Origin of the sequence: Chryseobacterium culicis (genome assembly GCF_002979755.1) — a bacterium.
Taxonomy (GTDB): domain Bacteria; phylum Bacteroidota; class Bacteroidia; order Flavobacteriales; family Weeksellaceae; genus Chryseobacterium; species Chryseobacterium culicis_A.
In genome coordinates this window covers 2779956-2798574 of the sequence record NZ_PCPP01000001.1, presented here as the reverse complement: position 1 = coordinate 2798574, position 18619 = coordinate 2779956, and the positions used below count along the sequence as shown (strand labels likewise).

Annotated in this window: 16 protein-coding genes; 6 read left to right on the top strand and 10 right to left on the bottom strand. The window is 34.5% G+C overall.

Annotated features, from left to right (window positions below; all coding sequences use genetic code 11):
- Positions 1 to 31 precede the first annotated feature (31 nt).
- Positions 32 to 805: a DUF6759 domain-containing protein gene (locus CQ022_RS12735; RefSeq protein WP_105681727.1), complete on the top strand. Its 774-nt coding sequence runs from the start codon at positions 32 to 34 to the stop codon at positions 803 to 805.
- Positions 806 to 866: 61 nt separating this feature from the next.
- Here the strand turns inward: CQ022_RS12735 and CQ022_RS12730 are convergent, their stop codons facing one another.
- Positions 867 to 1823: an acetyl-CoA carboxylase carboxyltransferase subunit alpha gene (locus CQ022_RS12730; RefSeq protein ID WP_105681726.1), complete on the bottom strand. Its 957-nt coding sequence runs from the start codon at positions 1821 to 1823 to the stop codon at positions 867 to 869.
- Between the two features lie 49 nt (positions 1824 to 1872).
- Positions 1873 to 3381, bottom strand: a complete 1509-nt coding sequence (gene gltX / locus CQ022_RS12725) for a glutamate--tRNA ligase (protein WP_105681725.1) — start codon at positions 3379 to 3381, stop codon at positions 1873 to 1875.
- A 438-nt stretch (positions 3382 to 3819) separates the two neighbouring features.
- Between gltX and CQ022_RS12720 the strand changes: the two genes are divergently transcribed.
- From CQ022_RS12720 to CQ022_RS12700, 5 genes are all read left to right on the top strand, one after another.
- A complete protein-coding gene (locus CQ022_RS12720) occupies positions 3820 to 5250 on the top strand; it encodes an MAC/perforin domain-containing protein (protein WP_105681724.1) in 1431 nt (476 codons plus the stop codon).
- A gap of 282 nt (positions 5251 to 5532) precedes the next feature.
- Complete coding sequence (locus tag CQ022_RS12715) at positions 5533 to 6930, top strand: MAC/perforin domain-containing protein (protein WP_105681723.1); 1398 nt, start codon at positions 5533 to 5535, stop codon at positions 6928 to 6930.
- Between the two features lie 181 nt (positions 6931 to 7111).
- A complete protein-coding gene (locus tag CQ022_RS12710) occupies positions 7112 to 7909 on the top strand; it encodes a hypothetical protein (RefSeq protein WP_105681722.1) in 798 nt (265 codons plus the stop codon).
- Between the two features lie 3 nt (positions 7910 to 7912).
- Positions 7913 to 8566, top strand: a complete 654-nt coding sequence (locus CQ022_RS12705; protein WP_105681721.1) for a glycosyltransferase — start codon at positions 7913 to 7915, stop codon at positions 8564 to 8566.
- A gap of 25 nt (positions 8567 to 8591) precedes the next feature.
- Positions 8592 to 9857, top strand: coding sequence for a glycosyltransferase (locus tag CQ022_RS12700; protein WP_105681720.1), 1266 nt, complete (start codon positions 8592 to 8594; stop codon positions 9855 to 9857).
- A 50-nt stretch (positions 9858 to 9907) separates the two neighbouring features.
- On the opposite strand, the gene CQ022_RS12695 is transcribed toward CQ022_RS12700, so the two are convergent.
- From CQ022_RS12695 to accC, 8 genes are all read right to left on the bottom strand, one after another.
- Complete coding sequence (locus CQ022_RS12695; protein WP_105681719.1) at positions 9908 to 11149, bottom strand: glycosyltransferase; 1242 nt, start codon at positions 11147 to 11149, stop codon at positions 9908 to 9910.
- Between the two features lie 3 nt (positions 11150 to 11152).
- Complete coding sequence (locus CQ022_RS12690; RefSeq protein WP_105681718.1) at positions 11153 to 12340, bottom strand: glycosyltransferase; 1188 nt, start codon at positions 12338 to 12340, stop codon at positions 11153 to 11155.
- Positions 12341 to 12343: 3 nt separating this feature from the next.
- A complete protein-coding gene (locus tag CQ022_RS12685; RefSeq protein WP_105681717.1) occupies positions 12344 to 13330 on the bottom strand; it encodes a hypothetical protein in 987 nt (328 codons plus the stop codon).
- A gap of 4 nt (positions 13331 to 13334) precedes the next feature.
- Positions 13335 to 14081, bottom strand: coding sequence for a glycosyltransferase family 2 protein (locus CQ022_RS12680; RefSeq protein WP_105681716.1), 747 nt, complete (start codon positions 14079 to 14081; stop codon positions 13335 to 13337).
- Between the two features lie 53 nt (positions 14082 to 14134).
- Positions 14135 to 14899 (bottom strand): polysaccharide deacetylase family protein, encoded by a 765-nt coding sequence (locus CQ022_RS12675; protein WP_105681715.1) that lies wholly within the window; start codon positions 14897 to 14899, stop codon positions 14135 to 14137.
- A gap of 1 nt (position 14900) precedes the next feature.
- Positions 14901 to 15683, bottom strand: a complete 783-nt coding sequence (locus CQ022_RS12670) for a glycosyltransferase family 2 protein (RefSeq protein ID WP_105681714.1) — start codon at positions 15681 to 15683, stop codon at positions 14901 to 14903.
- On the bottom strand, positions 15684 to 16931 hold the full coding sequence (rocD, locus tag CQ022_RS12665) for an ornithine--oxo-acid transaminase (protein ID WP_105681713.1): 1248 nt from the start codon (positions 16929 to 16931) through the stop codon (positions 15684 to 15686). It abuts the gene before it with no gap.
- Positions 16932 to 17256: 325 nt separating this feature from the next.
- Positions 17257 to 18612: an acetyl-CoA carboxylase biotin carboxylase subunit gene (gene accC / locus CQ022_RS12660; RefSeq protein WP_034692971.1), complete on the bottom strand. Its 1356-nt coding sequence runs from the start codon at positions 18610 to 18612 to the stop codon at positions 17257 to 17259.
- Positions 18613 to 18619 lie beyond the last annotated feature (7 nt).

Genomic DNA, 18619 nt, shown 5'->3' with positions numbered 1-18619 from the left:
TATATTTAATACTATTTTAAAGATTTGATTAATGAAAAAAATCTTCTTTCTCCTATTTATATGCATTTTCTCACTTGGTTTTTCCCAAAAAAAGAAAAAAACAAAATCTAAAGCTGTTGTTGAAAAAGAAACCGTAATTATCTATACAGAACAGGAAGCTGAGATTTCAAAAGAAGCCAGAGTGATTGCCGGATTTTTGAAACAGAATCCTGGGCATGCTAAAACGGACTATTTCAAAAGAAAACTTATTGATATTATTATGGCGAATAATTCTCCTGAAGCGAAACCAACCATTAAACCTATCAGTAAAGAAAAAATTGAAAATATTGTAAAAAATAATGAACTGAACAGTGGTAAAACGGTTGCCACAAATAAAACTTATACTGCTAATGGTAAGCCTGTTTCTAATAATACAGCGGCTGCTATTGAAGCGTTAAAAGAAGAAAGAAGAACCACCTTTGCATCGGTAGGTTCTGCGGCAAAAAGTGCAGGTACATCCACCGCGTCTAAATCTGAACCAAGTGAGGAAGGTAAAAGAAGAGCCGCAATGCTTACCCATCTGTTTAATAATGATGTCAATAAGAATGAAGCATATGTTAATATTAAAAACAGATCAGCATGTAATCTTATTGTAAAAATAAGTGGCAAAAAATATTATAATTTGACGGTTCCGGCAAAAGGGGAGAACTTTATTCTGGTGGATAAAGGGGAGTATGTAATGACAACATCCGTGTGTGATGCAAAATATTCCGCTGTGAAAAAAATTACCCAGGATATTGAAATTGCACTGAATGTTGCAGAATAGAATACAATAGAAGAAAACTAAAGAAAAAAGGTTAAGAAGAAATTCTTAACCTTTTTATTTTTTATCCTTTAAACTGACCCATCGCAATGAATTTATCCTGTCTCTGGGTTTCAAGCTCCTGTCCTGTAAATTTGGAGAAAGCTTTGATATTTTGTAAAATTGAATTTTTCAAATTCAAATAGGTGGTTTCCTGGTCATATTGAGCTCCACCAAGTGGTTCCTCAATGATTCCGTCGATGAACTTTTCTCTTAAGGCATCTGCCGGAGTAAGATTTAATGCATTGGCTGCATCTTCTTTATGATCCCAGTTTCTCCATAAGATAGAAGAACAGCTTTCAGGTGCAATTACTGTATACCATGTGTTTTCCAGCATATATACTTTATTTCCAACACCTATTCCTAAGGCTCCACCACTGGCACCTTCTCCGATAATGTAAGTGAAGATTGGGGTTTTCAGCTGAACCATTTCAAAAATATTTCTTGCAATTGCTTCTCCTTGTCCTCTTTCTTCAGCCTCCAATCCCGGATAAGCTCCCGGTGTATCTACTAAAGTTACCACAGGGATATTGAATTTTTCAGCAAGCTTCATTAGTCTTAAAGCTTTTCTGTATCCTTCCGGATTTGGCATTCCAAATCTTCTATGCTGTCTTTCTTTTGTCGTTCTTCCTTTTTGAGTACCAATGATCATTACTTTTTGACCATCAAGGGTAATCAATCCTCCAATCATTGCCGGATCATCAGCGAAATTTCTGTCTCCATGAAGTTCTAAGAAACTGCCTTTGTCTGCCATTCCGTTGATGTAGTCCAATGTATACGGACGATCTGGGTGACGGGACAGTTGTACTCTTTGCCAAGGTGTAAGATTTCCATAGATTTCTTTTTTCTTTTCTAAAATCTTATCCTCAATCTGGCTGCATGCTAATTTTACATCAACACCACTTTCTTCTCCTACTAAAGAACACGTCTGGTATTGGTCCATCAATTCTTTGATAGGAAGTTCGAAACTTAAATATTCCATTTCTTGAAGTAAATTAAATCTTTCAAATGTATGAAAAATTATGGTTATTCTATTTAAAATTATTTATAGCATTGTTTATTCTGGAGGTACTTTCCTCTTTACCAAGGGTTTCCAGAATGTCTGGTACATCCGGACCTTTCAATTCCCCTACTAAAGATAATCGTAACGGCATCATCACCTTACCCATACCTAATCCTTTGTTTTCAGCGAAATCATGCATTGTTTGTTTCAATGTTTCAGCAACAAAGTCTGTAGATTCAAATGCAGCTGCCAGTTCTGCTAAAATTGCAGATGTTTCATCATTCCAAGCTTTTTTTGAGGCTTTTTCGTCATAAGAAACCGGAGCTTCGAAGAAAAATTTTCCGTTTTCATAGATGTCTTTCGGGAAAGTTGCTCTTTCTTTCATAAGGTGAATCACCTTTAAAAGCTTTTCATCAGAAGCACCTGAAAGATCAAGATCTGTATTTTTAAGGATATGAAGTAGCTCCTGGTCAGATTTCATCTGGATATACTGATGGTTGAACCACTCAGACTTCTCTTTACTGAATCTTGCGCCTGCCTTATGTACTTTATGAAGATCAAATTCTTTAATCATCTCTTCCAATGGAAGAATTTCTTTATCATCAGCAGGAGACCATCCTAATAATGCAACCATATTGATAAAAGCATCAGGAAGATAGCCGTTTTCTCTATATCCCTTAGAAACTACTCCTGTAGCTGGATCCTTGAAGTCAAGCGGGAATACCGGGAAACCGAATTTATCTCCGTCTCTTTTGCTCAGTTTTCCTTTTCCTTCAGGCTTTAAAATTAAAGAAAGGTGGGCAAACTGTGGTGCTTCCCATTGCATTGCTTCATACAGTAACGTGTGAAGTCCTAATGAAGGCAGCCATTCTTCTCCACGGATTACGTGAGAGATTTCCATCTCATGGTCATCAATAATATTGGCAAAATGATAGGTTGGCATTCCGTCATTCTTTACCAGTACTTTATCATCTAAAGTATTGGTATTCACTGAAAATTTTCCACGAATGATGTCTTCAAGATTCAAGATTCTGTCAACAGGCATTTTAAATCTTACCACATAAGGAGTCTTTTCATCCAGTAATTTTTGAACTTCCTCTTCAGAAAGGGCAAGACTGTTTTTTAAACGGTTTCTGGTTTTATTGTCATATGAAAAAACATCTCCTTTTGCTTCGTACTCTGCACGAATTACATCCAGTTCTTCTGCTGTATCAAAAGCGATATAAGCATAATCGGTCTTTAGAATCTGTTCAGTATATCGGTCATAGATATCTCTTCTTTCAGACTGTCTGTAAGGAGCAAATTTTCCTCCTTTTTTAGGACTCTCATCAGGGATAATTCCGCACCATTCCAATGCTTCTTCAATATATTCTTCAGCACCCTCTACATATCTGGCAGTATCTGTATCTTCAATTCTCAATACGAATTCTCCACCTTGATTTTTAGCAAAAAGATAATCATATAATGCGGTTCTTACGCCTCCTAAATGTAATGGTCCTGTAGGACTTGGAGCAAAACGTACTCTTACTTTCTCCATTTCAATTTTAATTTTTGCAAATTTACTTAAAATTATGCGTTTAAGAGATGATTTATGACCTGGTATTGGTTTTTTGAGTCTAACTTTTTTATTTATTTCTCTAAATTTTCTTCAAATACCGCTTTCAACTCCCTCGTATTATATTTTCAAATAATATTTTTAATCAAAGAATTATAATCTGTGAATATTCTTGTTGTGGAAATTGGGTTCATAAAGGGAAATTATTAAATTGATTTTAGTATTCTGTTTGTAGTCTGATTAAGTTTGTTTGTATAATTTATTTTACTTATTAAATCACTAATTAGTGACTGTTAAACCTTTTATTAAAAGCATTTTAATTAACTATTAATTTCACTAATAAATGATATATGTCAGTTGTTGTTTTGTATTTCACACAGTATTGAAGTTTATATTTGTTGAGAATTTTAAAACAATACTATGAAAAAACAAATTGTATTTTGCTTCAGTACAGCGATGATGCTTTTCATGGGGTCATGCTCTTCAGAAGACCTGAATAATGAAGTGAGTCCTGATGGTCAGGCAAAAACCAGTCGTTTGTCAGCAGCAAAATTTGCAGGAGATGGCATTTACGATGTCTTAGGGCATGGGTTTGATGCAGCAGGGGAATATGCCAATGCTAATTCTGCAGGATTTAAAGTGATTGATATCGATCGCTTCAAGACTGAGCAGGCAGCAAGATTAGTTTCTGAAAATGCAAATACCCAACAGTATATTGAAGAATATGGGGAGAATGCGGAAACCTATTCTAAAATGGTTTCTACCAAAGTAGATGCTACTGCGGGAATTCCTTTATTCAAAAAAACATTATCAGTAGGTTTTAATTCAGCAGTTACTACCAATCATAAATTTGATGCAAAATATATTTATGGTAGCTACAATCTTTTAATCAAGCAGAAAAGATTAAGATTCAATGCTACAACAGATATGCTGGCAGATTACGTAACTCCGGAATTTGCACAGGACTTGCAGACAAAAACTCCACAGCAGATTGTACAGGACTACGGAACTCACGTAATGGTTGATATTTATACAGGAGCTAAAATGGATATTATGTTCCAGTCTGAAACCACTAACGAAAGCCGTGACCGTGCTGCAAGAATTGGGGTAAAAATCGGAATGCTTAAAATTTTTGACGTTGATGTGCAGAATGAGGTCAATACATCAGAATCATCAATGAATTACTCTAGAAAATTATCCTACAGAACAAGAGGGGGAGATCCTTCAAAAGGTTTGGTAGGAGAAGTGAATCTTGATCAGACTACTTCAAAAGTTAATATCGCAAACTGGCAAAATAGTTCTACCCCTAACAATTCGGTGTTGGTGGAATTTGGAAACAATGGCCTTGTTCTTATCTACAACCTTGTAAAAGATGCTGCAAAAAAAGCACAGCTTAAGGCTTACGTAGATCAGTATTTGATTGATAACCAGATTTCACTGGAGTATAATACAACAATGTTATATGGTTACCAAAACCAACCAGACAGTAATCATTACTTTACGTTTAATACAAACCTTCAGCCATCTTCTTACTGGACAAATGAAGGACCTACATTTAAAGTGTTTCAGTATAAAGCACCAAATACAGTTCCTATTTACTGCTATAAAAGTACTTCAGGAGCAGATCATTACTTTACGCAGGCAAGCACATTACAACCCTCTTCTTATTGGAATATTTATATGGGGGTAGCATTTTATGCTTATAAAGATCCTGGAGCTGGAAGGATTCCTGTATACAGCTATAAAGCTAAGAATGGATCAGATCATTATCTTTCAGTGTCCCCTAATTTAGGCCCTGTGAGCTATTGGAATACCAGAGAAGGTATCGCTTTCTATATTCCAGCTAATTAATTTTTTGGATTTATATAAATCAATTTGGTTATACATTGAAGTGAAGTCAGATATTCTGGCTTCGCTTTTTATTTGAAATTAAATACAGTAGACGTGAGTGTTGTGAAGTTGACAGGGATATTTGTTTATGAATAATTAATTCCTTTATTAATGATGGTTAGACTGTTTATTGATTGATTTTTAAATACTTATTATATTCACTTTATAATGATATATATCATTGTGTAACTATTTTTTCACTCATTGTTGAATATTATATTTGCAAAAACTTTTAAATAACCCATGAAAAAACAAATGTTATTTTGCTTCAGTAGCTTACTGATGCTTTGTATGAGTTCATGTTCTACGGAAGAACTGAATAGCGAAGGAACTCCTGGAAGTTCTGCTAAAAACAGCCGATTATCAGCAGCCAAATTTGCAGGAGACGGAATTTATGATGTGCTTGGACACGGCTACAATGCTGCAGGCGAATATGCGAATGCCAATTCTGCAGGATTTAAAGTTGTTGATATTGATCGTTTCAAAGCTGAGCAGACGGCAAGGCTGGTTTCTGAAAATCCCAACACTCAGGAGTACGTTGAAGAATATGGAGAGAATGCGGAAACTTATTCCAAAATGGTGTCTACCAAAGTAGATGTTACTGCAGGAATTCCTTTATTCAAAAAAACGCTTTCAGTAGGATTTAATTCTGCAATTACCACCAATCATAAATTTGATGCAAAATATATCTATGGCAGCTACAATCTTTTAATCAAGCAGAAAAGATTAAGATTTAATGCCACAACAGATATGTTAGCGGATTATATTACGCCGGAGTTTGCTCAGGATTTACAAACGAAATCATCACAACAAATTGTACAGGACTACGGAACTCACGTAATGGTTGATATCTATACGGGCGCAAAAATGGATATCATATTCCAGTCAGAAACAAGAAATGAAAGCCGTGACCGTGCTGCAAGAGTGGGGATAAAATTAGGAATGTCTAAAATTTTTGATGTTGAAGTTCAGAATGATGTCAATACTTCAGAATCTTCCATGAATTTTTCTAAAAAACTATCATACAGAACAAGAGGGGGAGATCCTTCCAAAGGTCTTATTGGAGAGCTGAATCTTGACCAGAACACTCCGAAGATCAATATCGCAAACTGGCAAAACAGTTCTACACCAAATAATTCAGTATTAGTAGATTTTGGAAATAATGGATTGGTATTTATTTTTGATCTTGTGAAAGATCCTGTTAAAAAAGCAGAACTTAAATCATACGTAATTCAGTACCTGATTGATAATAAAGTAATGTTGGATTATATCCCGGTTCCGATTTATGGATTCTATAGTGGTTCAGAAAGAGATCATCTTCTTTCTACATGGTCTGGAACTCCTAATACCTATCAGGCGGAGGGAGAGCAGTTTAAAGCATATAGCTATAAAGCACCGAATACAGTCCCTGTATATCAGTTCTATAGTGCAAATGACAAGGATCATTACTATTCTACTTATCAGGGTACACCTTGGAATTATGCATATGAAGGAATTGCGTTCTATGCCACGATGGATAGTACACAGAGACCTATTTATCAGTTCTATAGCGGAAGTGAAAGAGATCATTACTACAGTACCTATCCGGGAACGCCTAATAAGTATGTTGCAGAGGGTATTCCTTTTTATGCTTATTACTAATAAATATTGATATTTTTACAGCAAAGAAGCCGTCTCAGATATGAGGCGGTTTTTTATATGCTGAAGAGTAAAAATGAATATTCGTGAAATATTTTCATTGATAGGAGAAATACTGAAAGAATATTTCGGGGAGTCTTATTATTAAAAATGTATTTTTGTACCTTATAAATTTAGTTTATCAATGAGAAAAGCAATATGTTTTTTTATTGTAGGGGATAAGTACTGGAAAATGTACAATAAAAATAAGGCAACGTTTGAAAATTATGCTAAAAAATGTGGAGCAGATTTAAAGATTATTGATAAACCTATGGATGATCAGTTTCATCGTCCGCTTCTGGCTCAAAAACTGCTGATTCCTTCAGAAACAAGAGATTATGATATGGTTCTTTTTATGGATCTTGATATTATTATTTCCGATAAAGCACCCTCCGTTTTTGATTATCTTCCGGAAGACAAATATTTCGGGGCAATTCTGGATCCAAGAGGAACTGAAGAATTCAACAAAACCTGGGGACATATTCCAAGAATACTGGAAGAGACCAGTGAAATGTATTTTACTGACCGACATTTTGAAGCCAATCCCTTATTGCAGGGAAGTATCAATGGAGGAGTATTTATTTTCAGACCGAAGAAAGTAGCAGATATCTTTAAAGAATACTATTTTTCAGATCATAATCAAGGGGAGCTGAACAGCTTTGAAGAAACACCATTTGCTTATTTTTCACAGATTAATAATTGGTTTGAAGCTTTACCACCTGCATTCAATGTTCAGGTTTTATATAAAATAAAAGGAACAGAGAAAGGGAAGGAAGTAGAAAATGATGAGAAAAAACTTCCGGAATTTTTCAGGAAATATTATTATAAAAAAACAGGAAGCTGTTTTTATCCTACAAGGAAGTATAAAAATTACGTAAAACAAATCATTGCCGAAAATTACTTTACCCACTTTTCTGGCAACTATCCTATAATCTACAATTAAATTATGAGCTTACTTTCACGCTTTTCCAGTAAATTTGTAACTGTTTCTTACGGAATCACCGTCAATGATGAAGCTCAGGAACTTAAAAAATTATTAGATATTCTTATTCCTTTGATCGGTCAGAATGATGAGATCATTGTTCTGCAGGATATTACCAATAAAAATAAAGAAGTGACAGAGCTGCTTGCTCATTACAATAATATTGTAAAACTTGAGGCAAGACTGGATGGAGATTTTGCAACCTTCAAAAACAGATTAATTGAAAAGGCAAACGGCCAGTATCTGTTCCAGATTGATGCAGATGAATACCCTACTGAGCATTTTATCAAAACATTGAAACCTTATCTTAAAAAGGAAAGAAGTGTTGAGGTATTCTACGTTCCCCGAATCAATACTGTAGAGGGAATTACAGAAGAATATGTACAGCAACTAGGCTGGAATATGAATAAAGAAGGCTATATCAATTTCCCTGATTATCAGGCGAGAATTGTAAAGAATAATAAAAAGATCTTCTGGAAAAATAAAGTGCATGAAGTTTTATTTGGAAATAAAAACTTTACGGAAATTCCTGCAAAATATGAACTGTCATTGATTCATAAAAAGAATTTCGAGAAGCAAAAAAAACAGAATAGTTTTTATGAAACATTGGAAGATTAATTATTTGAATTATTAGAAAATAAAAATGACAGATTTAGGAATTAACGTTTTTGGATTTATTAATGGTGAATTTGGTATTGCGGAAGCCACAAGGCTCAATTGTAAGGCCATACAGAGCGCAGGCATGCCTATCAGTCTGATCAACTATGATGTGAGAACCAATCATAACAATAATGACCAGACGTTTACTCAGTTTTCCAATAAAGCAGAATATCCTATTAATTTAATTCAGGTTTCACCCTCTGTTTCGGAAATTTCAAATTTCTTCGAATATTTTGACTATTCTTTTTTTGAAAGAAAATATAATATTCTTTATATGGCCTGGGAATCAGAGACTATTCCTGAGGATTACCTTCTGAATATTAATCTTTTCGATGAAGTCTGGACCCCTTCAGAATATTGTAAAAAATGTATTGAAAAATATATAGCATCTCCCGTAAAAGTAATTCCACATCCGATTGATATTCACCTGAAAGAGACGCAAGATCCTGATGCTTTGAATTTTTATAACGAAGATTACTTTAATTTTTTATTCATCTTTGATTATAACAGTTCCATACAGCGGAAGAATGTACTCAACCTGATTAAGGTTTTCAGAGAAACATTTGACGGAAAAGACAATAATGCTTTTTTAACCGTTAAAACCTCTAAATCAGATAAATTTTCTTTAGAAAAACAACAGATAAAAGAGGCAATCGGTGACTCGGTGAAGATTAAAGTAGTAGAAAAGATTTTTGATAAAAATGCACTGAACTATGTGATCAGTAACTGTGACAGCTATATTTCTCTTCACAGATCTGAAGGTTTTGGACTGACAATGGCTGAGGCCATGTATTTTGGGAAGCCTGTTATTGCTACCGCGTATTCCGGAAATCTGGAGTTTATGAATTCTGAAAACAGTTTTCTCGTAATTGCAGAAAAAGTTTCTTACGGTTCAGACGACCTTAATTATGATTCTAATACCATCTGGTCTGAACCTTCACTGGAAAAAGCTTCTGAATATCTGAAAAAAATATATCAGGGTGGGGAAGATGTCAAAGTGAAATCTGAGAATGCACGCAAAACAATCACTCATGATTTCTCTCTTGAAGGAGTAGGGAAATTGATCAGGGAAAGATCTGAAGAGCTTATTTCGGGAGGTAAAATTCAGCAAAGCAGATCTGCATTAATAAAATTATATGCCGATAGTTTATTTCTGAAAAAAGACCTTAGAATTTATAAAAAAAGCAAACCCATTCAGTGGATATATGGTGTCAAAATGTATTTAAGAAATAGAAAACAAAAGAAATAATTGATAATAAAATTAAAGAGCGATGGATCCAGATAAATCCATCGCTCTTTTTATTTTTTACCTTTAACTTTCTTTAAAAAGATATTTACTTTTTTCCTGATTTTATTGTAGAGTGTTTTTTCCAGGTAATTCACTCTGCCACTCAATCGGTCTATTTCAGCAAGATAGAATACATTTCCTACACTATTTTCTGTGCTGCTTTCTTTTTTATCCATCTGGTCGATAAAAGACAATCGTATTTGAAGCAGATTTCCTATAGATTCAAGAGAAAAATGATCTCTGATCTGAGCCTCTGCACTTTCTTTAACAGCGTGTAAAGACCCGAAATTGTTTTTTATATACAAAAGCTTTTGGGTAGCATCCTGCAAATCAGGTTTTGCCAAAGTGAGGCCTTCAGCAATTAATCCTTTTGTATTGGAAGTTTTAATAAAACTATACTGAACAAGGAAGCTGTTGTTCACATTCATAAAATCCAGATTTCCGGAGTATCCTGTTCCAACAACAATTTTCCCGTAAGACATCGCTTCAGCCATTGTAAGGCCAAATCCTTCGGAACCATGCAGCGAGATCAGAACATCAGATTTCTGAATAAGGGAATGCAGCTTTTCTTTCGAGAAATGTTCATCAATAATGATAATATTCGAAATGCCTGCATATTTTTCCACTACTTTTTGTGCATCCTTACTTCTGTCGAGATTATGGGTCTTGACAATTAAAACACTTTCAGGATCATCTTTAAAGACATTAATAAACGCTTCAATAGTCGCTTCAGGGTTTTTTCTGATCGTTGTACTTAAAGAATCAAAAATGGTAATATATACCTTTGAGCCAGGCTTAATATTATATTCTTCAAAATTAAATTCATCAGAAGGAGCCAGCTTTTGAATAGGATGAGAAAATCTCATCACAGGAATTCCCGTATATTTTGTGAAAATATTGACACAAAAGTCACTAGGAACCCATAATTCATCAAAAATATTCAGAAACTCAACCGTTTTATCCGAAACTTCGGGAAATTCCCAGGCCCAATATACAATGTTGTAATGACCTGCAAGATTGATATCCTGATTTTTTGAGAAAAATTCGTGAGTCACATTACTGTTAATGTGAAAAATATTAATTAAGGCATCTGATGGTGTGTCGCTTTTAGATTTTTCAAGAGTATCACTTGAATAGCTGATGCGGTTTACTTTAATCCCTGCATTTTCCATGGCAGCAGCATTAAGCCTTGTGGCCTCTGCAATGCCAAAATTTCCATCAAAAAAACCGTGATAGTTTACGCTTAATGACATGTTTTATAATGTTTTAAGTTTTTCTTTTACTTCTTCAGGTGAAAATGCTCTCAGACTGTCTACGGAATTTTTGCTTAAAATATTCCAAAGCTCTTCATTATTATTCAGCTGAATAATTGCTTCTGCAAAACTATTTTCATCGTTAGCAATGAGAACATTCTTTTTATCGGTAAGCTTCATCCCTTCGGCACCAATATCCGTAGTAACCACTGGGAAAAAGTATTCAAAAGCTTGTCCGATTTTTCCTTTAACACCAGCCCCAAATCTTAAAGGGGCTACCATAATTTTCGAATTCATAAAATGCTCCTCAATGCTTTCCACAAAACCTAAAAATTTAAACTTAGGATATAGTTTAAGATCCAGCTTTTCTGCAACATTTCCGATAATGCTTACTTCCAGCTCAGGATTGGTTTTCCAGACAATGGGCATTATTTTTTCATATAAAAACTTGACTGCATCAATATTCGGCTCATGGATAGATCCGATAAAGGTAATTCCTTTACTTTCACTGAAATTTTTTCTTTCAGAAATATCAATTTTAGGATAATGAATATTAGATATGGTAATGATCTTATTTTTATCCGCATACTGGCTCATAATCTCTTTTTCCTTGTCAGAGATGGCAATAATATAATCCAGCTGTGGGGCAACAACAGTTTCCAGACGGAAAAAGTGTTTGTAATTTTTCTTCAAAGAAATACGGGTTGGCTCCAGTTCGATCGCTCTTTTAAACCTTAAAAAATGAATATCTACCATGTCATAAATGAATTTGGCAGAAGGTAAAACGGATTTCATTTTTTTATAAAAAAGATTCAGAGCCAGAGGGCCATTGAACCAAACATAATCTACCTTTTTAAAAGAAGACAGGAAGTCATAAATATTCTTATACTTATTGTTTTCTATATAAACGATAACATTGTGCTGCTGGTAAAATTTCACATAAGAATTATCTTCAAAAATATGGGGAGCAAATAATATGCAGTTATATCCTAATTCTTTGTAAATAAATATAAGTTCTTTCAGTCTGTTGGCTCCGGATTCTTTATCATGGGCCGGGAAATCTCTAGAAGCAAACAGGATTGTTTTTTGGGAAGTGTCATACTGGTTAATGTTGACTATATCCTTAGACTGAAGGTTTTTGAGTTTTTCTTTTCTTTCGAAGTGCTTTTTTATTTTTTTTAAGATTCCCATTTGTTAGTTTTTAGTATCCAGTTCAAAAACTTTATTCACCCAACTATCCAAAGTGTATCTGTAGTAGATTTCTTCCGGAATTTTTTCGTAAGGTCTTTCAAAAAAAGATTTATCAAGATTACTAATATTTTTGTTTAAAATCAAAATATTATTGGGATTGTAAAAATCATAGGTTTTAATGGCTTCATTATCAGTAATAATTTTCTTTTCCAGAGACATGGCTTCAAAAACTCTGAAGCTGAGTCCATATTGTCCTTCCCGCATGAGATCCAGTAAAACTTTTGAGTTTTTATAATATTTGGGAAGATCATTATGCGGAATCTTTTTAATACTGAAAATCAGGAAAAGATTCTTAGGTACTGTCATGAAAATATTGGTCAGCTGATGCTTCCAGGATTTTTTTCCAATGATCATAATCTGGAATTTTAATCCCTGCTCAATCAGTTTCTTAGCCAGTAATTTTATTAGTGAAACCCTTCTGTTATCATAAGATGTGATATAAAAAAGGTCCATTTCAGGCTTTTGAATTTCTTTTGAACAGTGCGGAAGGTAAATGTAATTCGTTAATTTTTCAAATCCGTGCTTTTTGACATCAATATAGTCAAAGGAAAATACCTTGTCAAAAAGATACAGTTTGTCTTCTACAGGAACTCTTTCAAGATTATCATAAAGATAGGTAACCAGACGGTCTGTATACTTGCGGATTTTTTTAAGGGTAGAAAGATCAAATGTATCAGGATTCATCACTAATATTTGATCCTGATGCCCTAGTTTTTCAAGAGAATCCAGTACATATTTCTGTCTTTTTTCAGTCTTAAGATTCTTGTTTAAAAAAGTTTTGCTTAAAGCATTTACAGCTCTTTCATTGAAGTTGGAATGAGTAACGGTACTGATCTTTACATGATGAGCGTCAATACCACGTTTGCATAATGTTTCAACAATATACTTATCATAATCCCAAAAATCATAACTAATGATACAAATCTTCATTCAACTAATTTTGCTCTTTTTTTAATGATTCATAGGTTTCGTAGACACTTAAAGACTGCAGATAAGATAACTGATAGCCTTCTTTTCCGTCTAAAATACCAAGTCTCATTATATAGGCTTTAAAGAATTTAAAAGCTGTTTTAAGATATTGAACTAAAACATTGTACTTTTTTCCTTTAGCAGCCATTTCTTTCCCCTTTAAAACTCCGTAATGAATCATTTTCTTTTTGTAAGATTCATAATCTGAAACGGAGTAATGGAGTAATTTATTTTTTAAAATTCCAATGGTTCCATTAACCTCCAGAGTTTCATGTACCTTTTTTCCTGCCATATATATGGCCTTCGATTTTCTGAATAGTCTGAAATTTTTATCAGACTGAGTTCCTGAAAAATGAATCGGTTTCTGGGCAAAAAAGAATTTCCTGTAAAAATAATAGGCATCCTTTTGCTCGGGTTTATTTAGCTCATCGATAATTTCCTGCTTCAGGGCCGGTGTAATTCTTTCATCACCATCCAAAAATAAAACCCAGTCGTTTGTTGCAGCTTTCAGAGCCAGATTTCTTTGCTTTGTAAAGTCTTCAAATTTATTTTGAATCACCTTTACATTGGAGAATTTCTTCGCAATTTCTACAGTTTTATCCGTACTAAAAGAGTCCACTACTATTATTTCATCACAAAAATCAAAAGACTCAAGGATATCCTGTATATTTTTTTCTTCATTATATGTTATGATTAAACCACTTATATTCATCACAACGATTTGTTTGATAGAGGAGTATGTGAATACTTCCTTATAATTGTTTTTTAAAATAGTTTTAATCTGCCAAAGATAAGTTTTAATTTGAATTTTATAATCGAATCTTTGCCTTTTATATCAATTCTACACAGCTCGTATGGGCGCTGGGTAGGGTAATAATTTACTTTATTTCCAATTCTTACTGCAAATTCAATTCCTATTTTTTTTAAAATAGAAAAAAAAGTTAATTTATCTTCTTTTTTTTGTGGATATTTTCCATAAGGATACGCCAAAACCTTTGAATACTTGATGTTGTGGGCATCGAGGATTTCCATATTTTTTTTTAGATCTTTTTCTATACAATCAATAGAAATGTTTTTTAAATTTTCATGGGCATGACTGTGAAGGGCAATCTCAAAATATTTTTTATCCAGACTTCTGATTTCGTCAAAGGTCATCATGGAGTAATTGTTATATCCCTTTTCAATAAATCCGGTTGGAATAAAAATAGTAGCTTTCAGATCATACTTTTCCAGTAAAGACGGCAGATATTCAAGGTTATTTTTGTACCCGTCATCAAAAGTAATGATAATATTTTTCTTTGATGAAATGGTAAGCTCCGAAAAAAAATGAGGAATATATTTTTTACGGTTTAGATAGGAAAACTGCTGTTCAAGGTTCTTTACACTGACTGTAAGATCTTCATGGCTTTCTTTTTCAACCTGATGGTACATAAGAATGACAAGCCTGTTATGCGGACAAGCAAACAGATAGAGACGGAAATATACGACGATAAATACCGCCAATAAAACAGGAATAATATACAGAATCATACTATTTTACCGTATTTTTTTCAAGTTCCTGGAGTCTTATTTTTTCACGCAATTTAATATATTTTAAAAAGGTGTAATAAGACATCGTTTTAGCAATATAATACCCTGGAAATCCGTCCAGAAAACCCAGTTTGAAAATAAAAACCTTGATAAATTCAAACATTGGGCTTACAATGATTTTAAATCTATTGATTTTTTTTCCTCTTTCAAACATTTTTTCAGCCATCATATCAGAATATTTATTGATTTTCGAGACATGATGGTGAATACTTTTGTAAGTATAATGATTCAGTTTTCCCTCGAGAAGCCCTACTTTTTCATAGGTCATCAAAAATTCATGAACTTTATCATGAGAATATGCTGCATATTCTTTTCTGAACAGCCTTTCACGGCATACATTTCCCCAACCTCCATGTTTGATCAGGTGAGTCCCTAAATGATTGTTGAATTGTGCCTTATACACATTGAATTCTGTGCTTGCTGAAGAAACGATCTTCTGTATAGATCTTTTCAGATTTTCATCAGGAACTTCGTCAGCATCCAGAAACAGGACCCATTCATGGGAACATAAATTAAGGGCATGGTTTTTTTGTTCACCATACCCGTTAAATTTTTTCTCAAAGAATTGTACCTGCGGATATTTTTGAGTGCAGATTTCTTTTGTCCTGTCTGTTGAAAAGCTATCAACAATGATAATTTCATCAGCTATATCTATTAATGAATCTAGAAGTCTTACGATATTTTCTTCTTCATTATAAGTGATGATTGCAAGGGAGAGAGCCATTTATTTATACTCAAGAATAGTCTTTTCAATAATCTTCACGCAATCCAGTAACTGCTCTTCAGTAATTACCAATGGTGGTGCCAGTCTGATGATGTTACCGTGGGTAGGTTTTGCCAGCAATCCGTTTTCTTTCAATTGCAGACAAAGATTCCATGCAGTAGAACTTTCGGGAGTATCATTGATCAGAATAGCATTTAAAAGTCCTTTTCCTCTTACTTTGGTAATAAGACCTGTCTTTTCGATCAGCTTTTCAATTTCAGCTCTGAAAAGTTTTCCTAATTCTTCAGCTCTTTCAGATAATTTTTCATCTGCTACTACGTCTAATGCTGCTACTGCTACTGCACAGGCAATAGGGTTTCCTCCGAAAGTGGATCCGTGCTGTCCAGGTTTGATCACATTCATGATGTTGTCATTCGCTAAAACAGCAGATACTGGGTACATTCCTCCGGAAAGAGCTTTTCCTAAGATTAAAATATCCGGTTGTACATCTTCATGGTGACATGCAATCAGTTTTCCTGTTCTTGCAATACCGGTCTGAACTTCATCAGCAATGAATAAAACGTTGTACTTTTTACATAGTTCAGCAGCATTTTTAAGGAAGTTTTCATCCGGAACATATACTCCGGCTTCCCCTTGAATGGGTTCTACAAGGAATGCTGCAATATTTGCTGCTTCTCTGCTAAGAACTTCTTCCAGCGCTGCAATATCATTGTAAGGAATTTTGATAAATCCTGGTGTAAAAGGACCGTAATTTTGGTTGGCATCCGGATCGTTAGAGAAAGAAACAATGGTTGTTGTTCTTCCGTGGAAATTGTTTTCGCAAACGATAATTTTCGCTGCATTTTCCGAAATTCCTTTTACTTCATAACTCCATTTTCTGGCTAGTTTTACCGCTGTTTCTACTGCTTCAGCTCCGGAGTTCATGGGTAAAACCTTATCAAATCCAAAAAGAGTTGTTATTTTCTGTTCGTATTCTCCTAATTTAGAGTTGTAGAATGCTCTTGAAGTTAGAGCCAGCTTTTGTGCCTGTTCTACCAATGCTCCTACAATCTTAGGGTGAGAATGTCCTTGGTTCACAGCAGAATATGCTGAAAGAAAATCATAGTACCTTTTACCTTCCACATCCCAAACGAAAACACCTTCTCCGCGATCCAGAACTACTGGAAGTGGGTGGTAATTATGCGCTCCATGTTTGTCTTCAAGGTCAATAAAATACTGCGAGTTTTTTGTTTGTTCTGCTGTTGACATATATTTTGGTTTTCAACAAATTTACGCAATATTAATGATATGCATAAACAAATGCCTAGTGACGTTTTGGGGTATAATTAAAGGAGATTTTAGGGCGGAATAATGTCGTATTGGAAAATATTTTCTCTGTTCGTAGACGGTTATAGGTATTATATCTTTATCGTGATGAAATTTTATTTTCTGTAGGGTTATCAATTTTTATGAATGAACAGGAATAGATACAGGAGTAACTTCTCTGAGGTTTGTAACGGAAAATTTTAAACTGATCAGCTAAAACAAAAACTGCCTCAAAAAGAGGCAGTTTCATTTTTATTTTAAAATAATCTTAGTGATTATCGTATTTTCTGTCCATTACAAAATCCTCCATGAATTTTGTGGTGTAGTTCCCGGAAAGATAATCTTCATTATCCATCAGTTGTCTGTGGAAAGGAATAGTTGTTTTTACTCCTTCAATATAGAATTCCTCAAGAGCACGTCTCATTTTTGCGATAGCTTCCTCACGGGTTTGAGCCGTAGTGATAAGCTTAGCAATCATTGAGTCGTAGTTAGAAGGGATTGTATATCCGGAATATACGTGAGTGTCTACTCTGATTCCGTGTCCGCCAGGGATATTTAATCCTGTGATTTTTCCTGGAGATGGTCTGAAGTCTGCGTAAGGATCTTCTGCGTTGATTCTACACTCGATTGAATGTAATTTAGGGTAATAATTGATTCCTGAAATAGGAGTTCCTGCAGCAAGAAGAATTTGTTCTCTGATCAGGTCATAATCAATTACCTGTTCAGTAATAGGGTGCTCTACCTGGATTCTTGTATTCATTTCCATGAAATAGAAATTTCTGTGTTTGTCTACAAGAAATTCAATAGTTCCCACCCCTTCATATCCAATGAATTCAGCAGCTTTTACAGCAGCATCACCCATTTTCTCACGAAGTTCATCTGTCATGAAAGGAGAAGGCGTTTCTTCAGTTAATTTCTGATTTCTTCTCTGTACAGAACAGTCTCTTTCAGAAAGGTGGCAAGCTTTACCGAATTGGTCACCCGCAACCTGAATTTCAATGTGTCTAGGCTCTTCAATCAGTTTTTCCATATACATACCTCCGTTTCCAAAGGCAGCTACAGCTTCCTGAATAGCAGATTCCCAGTGATCTTTAAGGTCTTCAGCTTTCCAAACCGCTCTCATCCCTTTTCCACCACCACCGGCAGTTGCTTTGATCATTACCGGATATCCTGTTTCTTCCGCTACTTTTACAGCATGTTCGTAAGATTCGATCAATCCGTCAGAACCAGGTACACATGGTACACCTGCAGCTTTCATGGTTGCTTTAGCATTAGCTTTATCACCCATTTTTTCAATCTGCTCAGGAGAAGCACCGATAAATTTGATACCGTTTTTCTGGCAGATTCTTGAGAAGTTAGCATTTTCAGATAAGAATCCGTAACCTGGGTGAATGGCGTCAGCATTGGTAATCTCTGCAGCAGCAATAATGTTAGGGATTTTAAGATAGGAGTCTTTACTCATTGCAGGGCCAATACATACCGCTTCATCAGCAAATCTTACGTGAAGGCTGTCTTTATCAGCAGTAGAGTATACCGCAACAGTTTTGATCCCCATTTCTTTACAAGTACGTAAAATACGCATTGCAATTTCGCCACGATTGGCTATTAATATTTTTTTGAACATCTCTCCG